Origin of the sequence: Ktedonosporobacter rubrisoli (assembly GCF_004208415.1) — a bacterium.
Classification (GTDB): domain Bacteria; phylum Chloroflexota; class Ktedonobacteria; order Ktedonobacterales; family Ktedonobacteraceae; genus Ktedonosporobacter; species Ktedonosporobacter rubrisoli.
In genome coordinates, this window is record NZ_CP035758.1 from 4121005 (window position 1) to 4135874 (window position 14870).

The 14870-nt window shown below is 51.7% G+C and carries 11 protein-coding genes; 4 read left to right on the plus strand and 7 right to left on the minus strand.

Going from position 1 to position 14870, the window contains the following annotated elements; genetic code table 11:
• Positions 1 to 215: 215 nt before the first annotated feature.
• Positions 216 to 1652, plus strand: a complete 1437-nt coding sequence (locus tag EPA93_RS18215) for a thiamine pyrophosphate-binding protein (RefSeq protein WP_129888877.1) — start codon at positions 216 to 218, stop codon at positions 1650 to 1652.
• Between the two features lie 233 nt (positions 1653 to 1885).
• On the opposite strand, the gene EPA93_RS18220 is transcribed toward EPA93_RS18215, so the two are convergent.
• From EPA93_RS18220 to EPA93_RS18235, 4 genes are all read right to left on the minus strand, one after another.
• Positions 1886 to 3280 (minus strand): sugar porter family MFS transporter, encoded by a 1395-nt coding sequence (locus tag EPA93_RS18220; RefSeq protein WP_129888878.1) that lies wholly within the window; start codon positions 3278 to 3280, stop codon positions 1886 to 1888.
• Positions 3281 to 3360: 80 nt separating this feature from the next.
• The gene (locus EPA93_RS18225; protein WP_129888879.1) at positions 3361 to 4281 is read right to left on the minus strand and encodes an N-acetylglucosamine kinase; all 921 of its coding nucleotides are present in this window, start codon (positions 4279 to 4281) and stop codon (positions 3361 to 3363) included.
• Between the two features lie 14 nt (positions 4282 to 4295).
• Positions 4296 to 4979 (minus strand): N-acetylmannosamine-6-phosphate 2-epimerase, encoded by a 684-nt coding sequence (locus EPA93_RS18230; protein ID WP_129888880.1) that lies wholly within the window; start codon positions 4977 to 4979, stop codon positions 4296 to 4298.
• Positions 4980 to 5333: 354 nt separating this feature from the next.
• Complete coding sequence (locus EPA93_RS18235; RefSeq protein ID WP_129888881.1) at positions 5334 to 5954, minus strand: TetR/AcrR family transcriptional regulator; 621 nt, start codon at positions 5952 to 5954, stop codon at positions 5334 to 5336.
• 283 nt (positions 5955 to 6237) lie between these two features.
• Between EPA93_RS18235 and EPA93_RS18240 the strand changes: the two genes are divergently transcribed.
• Positions 6238 to 7152: an MBL fold metallo-hydrolase gene (locus EPA93_RS18240; RefSeq protein ID WP_129888882.1), complete on the plus strand. Its 915-nt coding sequence runs from the start codon at positions 6238 to 6240 to the stop codon at positions 7150 to 7152.
• Positions 7153 to 7399: 247 nt separating this feature from the next.
• Here EPA93_RS18240 and EPA93_RS18245 read toward each other — a convergent pair whose 3' ends face one another.
• A complete protein-coding gene (locus tag EPA93_RS18245; protein WP_422877892.1) occupies positions 7400 to 8941 on the minus strand; it encodes a UxaA family hydrolase in 1542 nt (513 codons plus the stop codon).
• 340 nt (positions 8942 to 9281) lie between these two features.
• A complete protein-coding gene (locus EPA93_RS18250; protein WP_129888884.1) occupies positions 9282 to 10607 on the minus strand; it encodes a nickel pincer cofactor-dependent isomerase, group 22 in 1326 nt (441 codons plus the stop codon).
• 616 nt (positions 10608 to 11223) lie between these two features.
• On the opposite strand from EPA93_RS18250, the gene EPA93_RS18255 reads away from it, so the two are divergent.
• Positions 11224 to 12225 carry a carbon-nitrogen hydrolase family protein gene (locus EPA93_RS18255; protein WP_242527438.1) on the plus strand — a complete coding sequence of 334 codons (1002 nt, stop codon included), beginning with the start codon at positions 11224 to 11226 and terminating at the stop codon, positions 12223 to 12225.
• A 96-nt stretch (positions 12226 to 12321) separates the two neighbouring features.
• Here the strand turns inward: EPA93_RS18255 and EPA93_RS18260 are convergent, their stop codons facing one another.
• The gene (locus EPA93_RS18260; protein ID WP_129888885.1) at positions 12322 to 13329 is read right to left on the minus strand and encodes an N-acetylmuramoyl-L-alanine amidase; all 1008 of its coding nucleotides are present in this window, start codon (positions 13327 to 13329) and stop codon (positions 12322 to 12324) included.
• Between the two features lie 629 nt (positions 13330 to 13958).
• On the opposite strand from EPA93_RS18260, the gene EPA93_RS18265 reads away from it, so the two are divergent.
• Positions 13959 to 14858: a serine/threonine protein kinase gene (locus EPA93_RS18265; protein ID WP_129888886.1), complete on the plus strand. Its 900-nt coding sequence runs from the start codon at positions 13959 to 13961 to the stop codon at positions 14856 to 14858.
• The last annotated feature ends 12 nt before the right edge of the window (positions 14859 to 14870 follow it).

The following is a 14870-nucleotide window of genomic DNA, read 5'->3' on the forward strand; positions in this document are numbered from 1 at the left end:
TCCTCCAAATATATTTATAACACCTAATGTGTTTATAGCATAACATTACAGTCAATCAGCTTTCTGTACGAAAAAGAAGTCTCGCTAGAAGTTTAGCGAGACTTCTGAACTAGAGCAGGAGCTACGATCTATCTCCTAAGAGGCTATCAAAGTTCTCTTATCATCTGGGTTAATGCATCCCAGAACAGACTGCAGAATGACCAGGATGTCTTTATATGGGGTACTTTCAACAAATTTATGGCGTTGTGACAACGATCACTGGTCCGGGAGTTACCAACGTAGCAACACCTGTTGCCAGCGCTTATTCTGATTCTATCCCGCTTCTTGTCATCAGCTCAAGTCTCCCACGTTCGGCAACGCGACATCCAAAGGGATTATTGCACGAAATTAAAAACCAAGCCGGGGTCATGGAAGCGCTGGCCGGCTGGACCCGTGTAGTAGAGCACGTCGAAGAGCTGCCCTATGCGCTTAACGATGCGTTTCGGGCCTTGAGGCAGGGGCGTCCGCGCGGGGCTTATCTACAAGTACCTCTAGATCTCCTTCAGGCAGAAGCTGATGTAGAGATTCCTGAACCCGCTGAAATCGTCCTGCCGCAGCCAGAAAAGGAAAGTCTCGACGCTGCGGCGCGCCTTTTACGCGAGGCCAGGAGACCTCTTATTATCGCCGGAGCCGGTGTAACTGCAGCTGCTGCTAACACGCACCTGGCCCGGCTGGCCGAATTGCTTGGTGCACCCGTTATCCTCGGAAATAAGAGTCACGACGTTTTACCAAGCGAGCATCCTCTCGTTATTTCAGTGAATAACAGCGCTCCGGCTGAAGTCTATGCCCTGATCGAAAAGGCCGATGTTGCGCTTATCGTTGGCAGCAAGCTTGGCTTACATCGCACGGGTGAGCATGGCTATCCGCTACCACAGGCTCTGATCCAGGTTGATATTGATCCGGCGGAGATTGGGCGGCACTATCCTGTACGCATAGGCCTTGCCGCCGATGCACGCCTTACGCTTGAAGCCCTGTTGGAGCGCTTGCACGATCAGCCTTTCTCGCGCGATCAAGCCGCCCTATTAGCAGAGCTAGAACGTATACGTAAAGCGCTACGCGAGCGCTGCCACAAAAGCTATGGTGAAATGGTTCACCTACTCGATGGCGTACGCGAAGGTCTGCCCAACAATGGGATCGTCGTCGCGGACATGACAATGCTTGGCTATGCCAGCGCCCAATATCTACCCACCTACGAGCCTCGCACTTATATCCATCCCAACGAACTGTGCACGATCGGCTGCGGCCTGCCTCTGGCCCTGGGCGCCAAAGTTGGCGCGCCAGAGCGTCAAGTTATCACCCTTTGCGGCGACGGTGGCTTCCTGCTCAACACAGGCGAATTGGCAGCAGCGGTACAGGAGAAAATACCGGTTGTCATCATCATCTTTAATGACTCCACATTTACAGCTGTGAAAAGAGCTCAGCACTACGACTATGCTAAGCACTACATTGCCACGGATCTGGTCGCTCCTGACTATGTTGCGCTAGCTCATGCTTTCCATGCCGAGGGTATGCGCGCAGAAAACCCAGAAGCACTACGTGATGCCATTCGCAAGGCATCAAGCCTTAATAAGCCCACAATTATCGAAGTTCCGCTACCAGCTAGAGAGTGGTAAGCTTATAAATTCGAGGGCTTCAATGGCGCGCTAAGCAACTGATCAATAGAGAAATCTATTAATACTGCTTACGGCCAGGGCTGGCGTTCCTGCCCACAGTGTTGAGCAGCGGAAAAAGGGGAAGAACAACCATTACGGGCCGCTCTTCCCCTACCTTTCTCTAAGCAGGCTTATAGCTCTCATTTAACCTGCTCAAGCATAAACGGGCCGGGCTCTCTTAAGATTATTTGTGCTCAGGCTCTCGAAGAGCGATGATGTAGAGAAGCTTGAATCTCCTCCAGGCTACGTCCACGCGTCTCAGGAATCATAGCAATTGTGAACCCAAGGAAGAGAACGCTGATCACCGTATAGATCCAGAATGTACCAGCCTGTCCCAGCGATTGTAGCAGGGTCAGAAAAGTCAGAGAAACCACAAAGTTGGTGACCTGATTAACTACCATCGAACTGCTCATGGCCACCCCACGGATCTTGAGAGGAAAGATCTCGGCGGGTATCAGGAAAACCACCATGTCGACGCTGATGGCAAAAGCAGCGATATAGACCAGAACACAGATCACTGGAAGAATAGGCAGCGAACTGGCCAGGCCAGGTACCATAAAGACTAGCGAGAGAACTATCAGGCTGAGCACGACCCAGGCCAGACCAAAGATGAGCAGCGAACGCCGGCCAACTTTATCGATAATCAGCATACCAATTACCGTCATGAGCACATTGATCACCCCCACGCCAACCGTAGTGAGCAGCGAGGCTGCATTGCCCAGGCCAATAGAGGTGAAAAGTGTCGGGGCAAAGTAAATGATAGCATTGATACCAGCGGCGGGCCCAAAGAAGCCAAGGAGCAGTCCCACAATCAACATCGGTCGCACCCACGGACTAAAAAGGTCGCGAAAGCCTCCCTGTTCCTGCCGCTCCATAGTCTGGATTTCCCTGATCTCGTCCTCTACGTCAGCCGTGCCGCGTACACGCTGCAGCACAAGACGAGCAGTTTCTACCCGATTTCGGCCAATAAACCAGCGCGGGCTCTCGGGAACAAAGAGCATACCAATGAAAAGGATAAGGGCCGGGATCACGGCAAGACCGAGCATAATATGCCAGTTGCCAGAGCCGGAAAAGGCAAAGTTGATAAGATAAGCGCAGAGAATACCAATAGTGATAGCGAGTTGATAGAGCGAAACAAGCAGACCGCGCACTTGGGTAGGAGCAACCTCAGCAATGTAGGGCGGAATGGTTACCGAGGCGCAGCCGACCGCATAGCCCAGGACGAAACGCGTGATAATTAGGAATACGGTATCTGGCGAGAAGGCGGTTGCCAGCGCGCCTATCCCAAAGACTATCGAGGCCACGATGACCATCTTTTTGCGCCCCACTACATCCGAGAGCGCGCCAGAGGTAAGTGCACCAACCAATGAGCCAATCGAGATAGCGCTAACGATCAGGCCGGCGAGAAACGCGCTCGGGTGAAAGTCCTGATTAATATAGAGGAGCGCGCCAGAAATTACTCCTGTATCATAGCCAAAGAGTAGCCCACCAAGGGCGGCGAGCGCGGTTATAAAGTATACATAAGGATTTTTTCGGCTACCTGCTGTGGCGCCGGGAACTGAAGCTCCCTTCGCAGATATATCAGACATAGACTCTTCATCTCCTCTTTGAGCTTTACGTCCCTACGAGAGGACGAGCGGATGGCTGTCCTAAAAGAACGTGGCCTTTCTCATTTAAGGCCCTGGCGAGCAATTATCAGCAGGCCATACAACTGATCAATGTGCTCGGCGCGTACATCTACACTCAATCCCAGCCGCGAAAGCTGTTGCTCAAGCAAGGAACGCATCAGGGATGCTTGAAACACACCACCAGTAGGATAGACTGGCAGTTTTCCCAGACTTCCGATCAGAGCGGCGGCCAGGCCGGCTAGATAGTGCGCGCCCTCGTGCAAAATGTTTTGGGCAGCCCTATCGCCTTCTTCGGCAACCTGCAGTACCAGAGGCACCAGGCGCGCAATCTCGGCATCATCAACAGCCCCCGAATAGACGCGCTGCTGCAGTTCTGCGTTATCGCCTGCCTGTAGGCGCTGTTGCAAAGGCTCTTGCAAACGAGTTGCTGGAATAATGTGATCATTAGCGCGCATGACAGCTTTAATGGCCTGCATACCGATCCAGTAACCGCTACCTTCATCAGCCAGCAGATGACCCCAACCACCCGCACGCAGAGCTCTGCCCTGCTGATCGCGACCATAGGCAATGCTGCCTCCGCCACTGATGATGATGATACCAGGAGCGCCTCGCGTGGCCGCCGCCCAGGCTCCTACATAGTCTGGAACCGTATAGACATGGGTAATACGCGGAAAGTGGGCCCGTACCTCCGTCTCGACCAGTTGGGCAAGCTCGCTATCACTTTCCTTAAATCCGCTTAAGCTAAAGCATGCGGCCTCTGGCAATTCATAGCTATGCGCATCGATCTGCGTCTGCAAGGTCTCGCAGACGCTGCGGATAATGCCACGAAAAATCTCCATTCCGCCTGGCAGGGAGGGCGTAATAAAGGGCCGCTCCTCCCAGAAAGCCAGCTGCTCTCCTTCACCACGCAATAAGAAGATCGCTGTTCGTGTCTGGCCGCCATCGACACATAGATAGCTCATAGCTTCACATCTCCTTAGTTCTGCAGAACATCCTGCATAGCCTCTCTATACCACGAAGCAATTGCCAGCGGATTTGTGATCGCCGTGCCAACAACGACAGCATAAGCACCCCGGCTCAACAACATGCTGGCCTGCTCAGGAGAACGCACATGGCCTTCGGCAATTACGCACATTCCAGCCTTGGCGCACCGGGCAACCAGTTCACCATCAGGAGTAGTGCGCGCAGGGCTCTGGCTGGTATAGCCAGAAAGTGTGGAAAGCACGGCTTCCGCCCCCAGTTTCCAGGCCCGCTGAGCTTCAGCAAAGGTGGAAATATCTGCGAAGACAGGCACTTTTAGCTCTTCATGAATGCGGGTTATAAGGGTGGTCAGGTTCCCATCATCGGGCTGATAGTCGTAGGAGGCATCGAGGGCAACTATACTTGCACCCGCTTCCACCAGGGCGTGGGCATGCTCGAAGGTTGGAGTAATCCAGGCTCGCTTAGCGGGCTGATCTACCTTATAGATCCCAATGAGCGGTAGCTGCACACGCCTGGCAATCGCGCGAATGTCGTCTGGGCCATCGGCCCGGATAGCGATAGCTCCGGCGCGTTCCGCGGCCACGGCCATGGCCGCCATTGTTTCTGCACCACGCAAGGGGTTATCTCCATGTGCCTGGCAGGAGACAACCAGGCCGCGTGGCAATTCCAATTTCATCATTTCTCCTCGTCTCTCGGGTGAGCGGTAAAGATGGCGCTTAGCTAAACTCCCCACACATTCCTCTCCGCTAGCCGACCTTTGACCCGCTACATTGAGTATTGTCAGTACCACTATTAATTGGTACATACCAATTAATATATAGATAGAACCATATTTGCAAGGGACTTGTCAAGTGGACAATTAATCAGAACCTTAACTTGAGATGCATCATGAGGAGCTTGGAGCGTGTGCCAACCTCATGGCTACTTTGAAGGCCTGGAGAGAAGTGGTAAACCGGAATTAGCTTTCGTTTCTGAGCGCAACGTAGTTGCACCAACCGCGACAATCAGCATAAAATGCGCTTAATTGCTCAAATCAAGTTAGCGAGAAAGCAGGCAAGGCCTGTGCCAAGCCGCCCAGCAGTGTACTTGTTACCTGGTCAGCCAACTCGTCTGCAGGCACGGTCGTCGTCTGCCCATCCCACTGGTTGAAACATTGGAAGCCAGCACCAAAGATCGCCCAGCTTGTGACCATGGCCACGGTTTCCACATCAACCCGCTGACCCACTCCAGAGCCGGCTGCCGGCTTGAGGCCTTGCCAGAGCAGTTCAAAGAGCGCTTCTTGCAGGGTTGTCACCACCAGTGGAATTAGCGCTCGGTCTGCTGATCTCGTCAGCTGGTGTAACTGAGCAAACCATTCAATAACGTTGCCAACAAGCAAGCGAATAGTACTCGCGCTCAAGGGTTCTGAGCTAAGTACCTTCCTCGCTATATGCTCCTGAAATTGCTCACGCAGCCAGCATTCCAGGATCGCAGGCTTGTCCTCAAAATGGGTATAAAAGGTACCTCGGTTGACGCTTGCCCGCTCAGTAATATCCTGCACCGTCATCGCATAAAAGCCCTTTTCTACAAAGAGCTCTGAAAAGGCTTGCAGCAAGAGCTTCCTCGTGCGCAGCACCCGTGGATCTTCTCGCGCGTTGCTTTTCTTCAGATCCATATGTTCCCTTCACAGATGAGCCTTGTTTTCGACAATCTGTTCCATCCGTGGTCTAACCAACAGAAATCCCTTTTTGTCCGCAACTTGAAAGGGATCATCCTGTAGCATTATATCCAACAGGGAGACGCTTCAACAACCAGGCGCGTCTTCCTGCATTGATCGAACAAAAGTGAAGCGCACCTCTTTGTCGCAGATAAGTTTCAGGAAGAGCTTAACCGGCAAAAGCGCTTTCGTCTCATAGAGGGATGTTTTACCTCTCAAGTTCTTGATAGGAGAAGAAGTAATGTCTCAATTCAACCGTCCGCCCCTGATTCAAGCAGAATTAGCTAGGGAAATTGCTCCCGGGGTTATGGTGATTCCTGACCAGCACAGCGACCTGGTGCCCAATATTGGGATCATCAGCGGTACAGACGCCGTGCTCGTCGTCGATAGCGGCCTGGGGATAGCAAATGGCCAAAGAGTGCTCCACAAAGCCAGGGAGATAGCCGGAGCGAAATCACTCTTGCTCACAAGCACACACTTTCATCCCGAGCATGCCTTTGGCACTCAAGTCTTCAAAGGGCTGGCTATCATTATCAGCAATGCCGCTCAGGCAGACGAACTACAAGAAAAAGGAGCTCTCTTTCTACACATTTTCCGCGATCTAGGTCCCGAAGTTCGCGAGGCGCTTGAAGGTGTAGAAATGGTGATGCCGGATGAAACCTATCAAGGAGAAAAGGTCATCGACCTGGGTGGCAAGCAGGTAGTGCTACGAGAACTGGCCGGTCACACGCGCGGTGATCAGATCGTTTTTCTCCCGCACGAGGGGATACTATTCACTGGCGATCTCGTAGAGAACCGCCTGTTCCCCATCCTCTTTGATCAGGATGCCAGCTCCAGGCGCTGGATCGAGGCACTTACGCATATGCTTCGTCTTGCTCCGACAACGGTAGTTCCAGGGCATGGGGATTTGGGAACGACTGCCCTCTTACAGGAGGTTCAAGACTTCTTTACCTTTGTTCGTGAGGACATAAACCTGCGTATCAAGGAAGGGCAGGCGCTTGAGCTCATCGATAAGGAAGCGGCCCGGGTCATCAAAGAGCGTTATCAGGAGTGGGGAAACGATCTTTGGATTCCCTTTGTAATCCGCAGCGTTTACGCCGAACTGACAGGAACTCCGCTAAAATCGCCTGAACTCAGCGTGGGAAGCGCTCGTTGAGCCAGACACAAATCGGTTCAGCCGACAAGGATTCGTCAGAAACTCCTCTTCGCACCATCGAGCTCTTCCGGTGCGAAGAGTGCTTGCCAGGCCTCTGGCGGCTGGCACTGGCCAGAGCGAGAAAGCTCGACAAGTAGCTAAGCGTGCGGCTTCAGCTCTTCCAACGAAACTTCGGGCAAACCACGGCTATACTGGCTCACCAGGGCAAGAAGTTTTCGCTGAACAAAAGCCGCACGCCGTAAAACATTTAGACGGTTGCGCCCAGAATCCAGGGCGAGAATTCTTCCTCTCCAATGCCCTGGGCCTCGCTCTTACTTTGCTTGCCGCTGGCTACAGCAATAACTTCCTCCAATATCTGCCGGCCAACTTCCTGGATGCTGGTTCCATCAAGGATTACCCCGGCATTGATATCCATATCGTTGCGCATATTCTCATAAGTTGTCTTGTTTGTCGCAACTTTAATCGAAGGAGCTGGCTTAAAGCCAAAGCACGATCCGCGACCGGTCGTAAACACAATAATATTCGACCCGCCAGCTACTTGCCCGGTCGCCGAAACGGGATCGTAGCCCGGCGTATCCATCACAACAAGCCCACGCTCGTTAATCTGCTCGGCATAGCGGTACACGGCATTCAAAGGCGTTGAGCCGCCCTTTGCCACGGCGCCCAGCGACTTCTCGTAAATCGTCGTTAAGCCGCCAAGCTTATTGCCAGGGGCCGGATTATTATCAAGCTCCATATCATTGATGGCAGTATAATGCTCCCACCAGCGCAGGCGCTCAACAAACTTCTCCCCAATCTCGCGACTACGAGCCCGCCTGAGCAACAAATGTTCTGCACCGTAGATCTCCGGCGTTTCGCTCAAGACCGCCGTCCCGCCCTGGCGAACCAGTTCATCCACGCAGTAGCCAAGGGCAGGATTGGCCGTAATGCCGCTCCAGCCGTCGCTTCCACCGCACTGCAGAGCAAGCGTCAATTCAGAGATAGGAATAGGCTCTCTCTGCACAGCGTTTACTTGCGGCAAGAGCTCGGCGATCATCCGCGCCCCCTCCTCAACAGTGCCAGAGATGCCATGGTTCTCCTGAATGGTCAAAAATAAAGGTTTTTTCCACGAAGCCTGGCGGCCATGACTCAGCTCCATATTCTGAATCATCTCCTGAACCTGGTTGCTCTCGCATCCAAGACCCACCAGGAGATAAGCCCCAACATTTGGATGGATAGCCATACCGGCCAGCACGCGCTGCAATTGCTCTACTGACGAGCTGCCATGACGCATCCCACAGCCGCTCTTATGCGTCAAGCCAATCACCCCATCAATATTCGGATATTCACGCATAATCTCCGGGCCAAAGTGCCGCTGGATATAGCGTACGGTACTGGCCGAACAATTCACTGTGCTGATAATAGCTATATAATTACGTGTACCTGCCTTGCCATCTGGCCGCCTATATCCCATGAAGGTGCGTCGCTGCTCAGGAGGAAGGAAATCAACGGGATGGACATCGACACCGTATTCATAGTCCTGCTGCAGTTCTCCTACTGCAAGATTATGGCTATGCACATGCGAGCCCACTTGAATAGGCTGCGTGGCAAAACCGATAATTGAACCATAGCGCCGCACTGCTTGCCCCTGAGCAATATCATGCAAAGCCACCTTATGCGCTGAGGGCACACGTTGCAGCACCTCAACCAGCTCGCCGCCATTTCTTGTCCCATCCGGGAGGCGAATAATAACTCCTCGGCTCAGGGGGACGCGCGCAATCGCCACGTCATCTTTTGCATTGAGCAGCATCGCTACATCGTTGAGCGGAACTGGTTCCCCGCGCGGAGGGCCGCTGCGCACAACGACGTGTACTTTGGGGGTCTGGGTGTCTGGAGTATCCATATGCAATTTCCTCGTGAGAATGGGCCTCATTAGCCCTGATTGAAGAGCGTAACCGGTCCGAGCGAATAACTGGGACAGCTACACTCATTTGACTTAGCCTGCAGAAGGTACAGGCCCTGTTGAGCCTTTACCCTTGCTATCCTAGAGCAGCTCTTTATGAGATACTCTATCCAAACAGGTTCAGGGCTGGGCGCGTTCCCATTACCTGATCCTGAGAAAGCTCTCTTCTCCATTGTCAAACCATAGTTTATGCCTGGCGCATACGCAGATCAGCAAAGGGAATAAGTGTATCGCTTGTATCAAGCGGAAAGGCTTGCGCCGCACCAAGGATTTCTACCTTGCTTTCGGGCCGCAGGCTTGCGAGACAAGCAGAACTTGCCAGCATATATTCAAGCCGCAAGGTGCTTTCAATACGCGCTAAGCGTATTTTTGTGGGATCAGGACAGCCACTTGTATGCAGCGCAGCCGCTATAGCCTCGCGATCCGTAGAAAAGACCATAGGAACTTTTCCCGCATCGACGGCGATAACGCCAGCCGTTAAAACATTGATATAAAAAGAGTGAAAATCCACTTTGCTCATCAGATGCGCCGTCACAAAGTCAGCAGTACCCAGACCAATCGCATTCCCATGCGACTCATCGGTTAGATCGTGCACGCTTATATTGCTAATTCTCGCAGCCGTGGGTTTTTGCTCCCCCGAGCGCAGACGACCAATGATATTCGTGTCCATGCCAGCCCCACTAATATTTTTGCCCATCTTATCAATTACCAGAACGTCAAGGACATCCCAGGGCAGACGAGGCATCATATCCTTGGCCCGCTGCGTCAAGAGACGCTCATGTTCGGCGCCAATCCCGGCGGGCTGCACCGCGGCTATCTCCGCGACCTCATCGAAGGCATTCTCGACAATGGCCAGGCCCAAAAGAATAGAAGCGTGGGAGACTACATACTTTGCGACTTCAGGAACATAATGCTTTAAACCTTCTAATCCCCAGGAATGCACGGCCAGAGCGCCAGCATGTTTGCTCAGCCCGATCGCTAGCATCTTGGAAAGACCGCTCTCAATGGGTGCATTAAAGTCAGTGTGGGGTTTAATCCGGTTCACAAGAATGATGCCATCGGCCTGATGAGCCACCCGATCAATGTAGACGGGTAAACCAGCAGGAAGCTTGCCAAGTACATCTACCTCAAGCGAAGAAATAATGGGCGCGCCGACAGATGCTTCGGTTATATCCAGGCTCGCCAAAACTGCTCTTTGCCCCTCGGCCGTTGCGCCTCCGTGACTTCCCATAGCTGGGATGACAAAAGGATCGGCCCCATAACGACGTAGCGTGACGACTAGAGTACGTATAATTTCAGCAATATTAGCAATACCGCGGCTGCCTGTAGCGATGGCGATACGAGCGCCGGGCCGAATCTTCTCCGCCAGGCTGGCTTGCTCCAAAACCTCTACTACAGTACTTTCTACATCCTGAACACGCTGACGAGGAAAACGCTGACGTAGCAATACAAGATCGGGAAGAGGTACGGCCTTAAGCAGGCCAGTTGTGTCTTGATAAGGTTGCAAATTCATTCAGGTACCTCCAGGATGGCAGCCAGATGGGAAACGGAGCCCTTAACAATAGCCAGGCCATCTCGCTAGTGAGGTTGCGGGATGGATAGAGACGTTACTTGCTACACCCGATAAACTCTCTTGAATATCATAACATTACGCTGGTGATCAGCGCACTGGGCAGGGGCCATCTGACGCGTTAGCTAAAAATGATATTTCTCAGTCCTGAGCAGGCTGCACCACCTGTCACCTTTGATAAGAGCGCTCAAGCGTCTGCGCCGATTGGTTTTGTCAAGGACCATTCATGCATTAGACAGAGCTAAACGGCTATGGTAGAATCACATTAATAATTTAACCGACGTTGTGAGAAATCCACATATGCATACCTTTTATTGACGTTGCTACAGCAGACAAACTAAGCTTCATTTTTCCCTCATTCGCCAGCAAGCAAATGAGCTAGTTTGTTTTGCGCATCTCAATAAGCGCTCGCAGCAAAGCTTCTCCATTAGCCGTCCTCGCTGCAGATCTCCACCTGCATACAGCATCCCCAGACAAAGCCATATAACCTATGGCAGTGCTTTACGCTAAACAAGCGCAAGAGAAATTGAGTAGATGATAAATAGAAGAATTCCAAGACATGAAAGGTTTTCCTCAGAGCATGCAAGTAACGGTAGCACTTCTACAGATGACCGGCCACGCCAACGATCAGGCGGCAAATCTGCGTAAGGGAGAAGCATTTTGTCGGCAAGCGCGCCAGATGGGGGCCGACATCGCACTCTTCCCCGAAATGTGGAATATTGGCTATACAGCAGGCTATCCACACGATTCTGATGGTGGCGATATATGGAGAGCGCCCCAGGCCTGGACGCAATCGCCTGCAAAGATTGGCGGAGTAGAGCCGAGCGCCCGCGCACAGTGGCTATCCCAGGCAATTGGCCGCGATGATCCATTTATCACGCACTTTCGTCAGTTGGCCAGAGAGCTGCAAATGGCTATCGCGATTAGCTATCTCGAAAAGTGGCAAGGAGGGCCGCGCAACAGCGTCTCCCTTATTGATAGACATGGCGAAATTATTATGACCTATGCCAAAATCCACACCTGTGACTTTGACGAACCAGAATGGTTCCTCACGCCGGGCGACGATTTCTTCGTCAGCTCACTGGACACATCCGCAGGCGAAGTAAAAATCGGGACAATGATCTGTTACGATCGTGAGTTCCCAGAAAGCGCAAGAATTCTCATGCTTAAGGGCGCCGAGCTTATCCTTACGCCAAATGCCTGCCCTCTAGAATCTCTGCGCATTGAGCAATTCAGGATGCGAGCTTACGAAAACATGGTCGGTGTGGCTATGGCCAACTACGCGGCACCCCAGGAGAATGGGCACTCAGTAGCTTTTGATCCATGCACATTTGAGGATGGCGGCCTGCGCGATACCCTGATCATAGAAGCGGGAGAGCACGAAGGAATCTTCCTGGCCCCCTTTGATCTTGACAAGCTACGCGCCTATCGCGCGCGCGAAACCTGGGGCAATGCCTTCAGGAAACCGCATCGCTACGGCCTGTTGACCTCGCTGGAGGTTGAGGAACCTTTTATCCGCACCAACGCACAAGGCGAGCGCTACGACAGACAAAAGCGCTAATAATTTCCTTGCCTCTATCCAAGAGGCAGACAACAAGCAAGCAGGAGATGGCACTCAGTCGAGTGTCATCCCCATGCAGGTTTAGCCTCGCCAAACCTACGTACGACTAAAAAGTCTTTTTATGGAGGCTGGGACCAGGCTCGGCTTGGTTCCATTGCAGTTCTGCAGCTCGGTCTGCAATTGCGTAACCTGTTTCGTTAACGTAGCAATTCGAGGATCTTGCCCGGGTCCCTTGTCTATATGCGCAGGGAAGCAGGGTCCGGGCAAGCCCGGCACGCCATCCACTTCATTACCAGGATCGTAAAGCATGGCTCCCCGTTCCATAAATTGGATGGCTGCCTGTTTCGTCCCGGGTACATGTATCTCATCAGAAGTGGGCAGGCCAAAAATGGAGAGGCCATTCAAGCCAACCTGTCCAAAGGTGCGATAGAAGGCAAGCAAGCCGTAGGCAATATCATGCTGCTTTCCGTCAAGGCTTGAGGCAACTTTGCAATGCCAGCGCTGATCCTTCTCTATTTCTTCGAAGTATTGGGATACTTGACTGATTTGTAACACAGTGACCTCGCTTTGCTGAAGAAAAGACCATAGCTCATCCCAGGGATAAGGACCAGGACAATTGGCCCGATTAACAGGGTCAATGGAGAAATGGCCGGTAATGCCACCATTGCCATCGGCTTTACGAGCAGGAATGTTATGCCGCTGGCAGATGTGCTTGATCAGACGAAAGCTCGCATCCTTTTGCGCCGCTGTGAGCTCATCGCTATTATCGCTTGAGGGCTTGCAATGCTCAATCGAGACAGTAATATCATTGGGATTGACGGCGCTGCTCCACCAGGGATCGTGCCCAGCAGAGATATAGCCATTCGCCCAGGCTCCATCGCTTTCGCTTACACATTGCACAATTTCGCCATCGCGCCCAATAACGTAATGACTGGATACAGGGTTACTGCTACCTTGCGTCGACTGGAAGTAGTTAGCAATAGCTTCAGCACTTGTACCGCCTGCGGTACCATGCAAAATGATATAATTTGGCTGATATCCTTCCCGATTCGAGAAGTAGTTGTCGTCAGCAATGACGGTCACTCCCGGTTCATCTGGAAGCATATACCCCCCTTTCTACCAGGATATCATTAACGCATCTAACAAGAAGACTCCTATTTTCTATATTTCTCTTATTTACCATAAACATTCCTATTTTTATTATACGCACCAAGAAAATCTCTACCTTGCAAACGCACTTAGGCAATCAGGCATCCCTAAAGCTATTTAGTCCGCCCAGGGTTTTCTTGCAAATACAGATGTATATTATACTAATTCACCCTATCTTGCATACAAAGTATTACTAATGTAGGCAGACCAGCTCAACTTCTCTTCCAATGAGCTAGCGATAATCGAAACAAACCGGCGCTATTAATACTAGATAAAGCATTCGCGTTCCCTACCTTCCTCAAGATAAATGCCACTTGCCCGATGTAAAGGCTCAATAGTACTTTTGAGCTCTGCCATTGCTGAGGTAAGAAGAGGATAATTTTTTATGGTACAGTATTAGTCATCCACTCCTGTACTCGGACTGAGCTAAGTATGGAGCTAAGTACATAATACGCATTTCTATGTTAGCATTGGGGCATATATTAATAAAGCAAGCATGTTGACATAGCTTATGTGTGCTATTACAATAGCTCTGGTTCCCTATAGGCGGAGCAGAAGCTTCTAAGAGAGGTTTAAGAACCTGGATGATTAGAGGCCAGTTAGAACAACTATTTGGCAACTATCGTCTATTGTGCCAGTTGGGACGAGGCGGTTTTTCGCAGATCTACCTGGCGGAGCATGAGCTTTTTCATACACAGGCGGTAGTAAAAATACTGGATGGACGAAGAACTGAAAACGATATAGCTAAATTTCTCGCTCAAGCTTCTGTTCTCATCCATTTACGGCATCCGCATATTGTACCGGTCCTGGACTTTGGTCTTCAGGATGATACAGCATATCTTGTCATGGACTATGCTCCTCACGGTAGCCTGCGCGAGCGCCATCCAAAGGGAACATCGCTCTCCCCAGAAATCGTTACACTATATATCAATCAGGTAGCCTTAGCGCTTGACTATATTCATCAACACAAACTCATCCATCGGGACGTCAAGCCCCAGAATCTATTACTTGGCCCAAACAATGAAGTCCTCCTCAGCGACTTCGGCATCGCAGTTGTTTCTCAAAGTCTCGATCCACTTTATGCGGAAGTATATGATTTTGAGGGAACTGTCATTTACGCAGCGCCCGAACAATTGCAAGGCAAGCCGCGCAGGAGCAGCGATCAGTATGCTCTTGGTATTGTCGTTTATGAATGGCTTTGTGGAAGCTGGCCTTTCTCTGGCTCTTTCGATGAGCTTGTTCATCAGCATTTGTTTGTCCCTCCAGTTCCTTTGCGCGCCAAAAACAGCGCACTCTCTCCTGCCATCGAATATGTAGTAATGAAAGCCCTCGCCAAAGATCCTGATGAGCGCTTTAGCAGCGTAGGCGAATTTGCTAGCGCGCTTAGCCATGCTGTTGAAGGCTCGCCTTCAGTCCCAACGCAGACCAAAGCTCGCCGCCAATTCAGATCTCCTCAACCCTTTAGGGACCTGGAAAGCCTCTAAGTTCCTGTCATC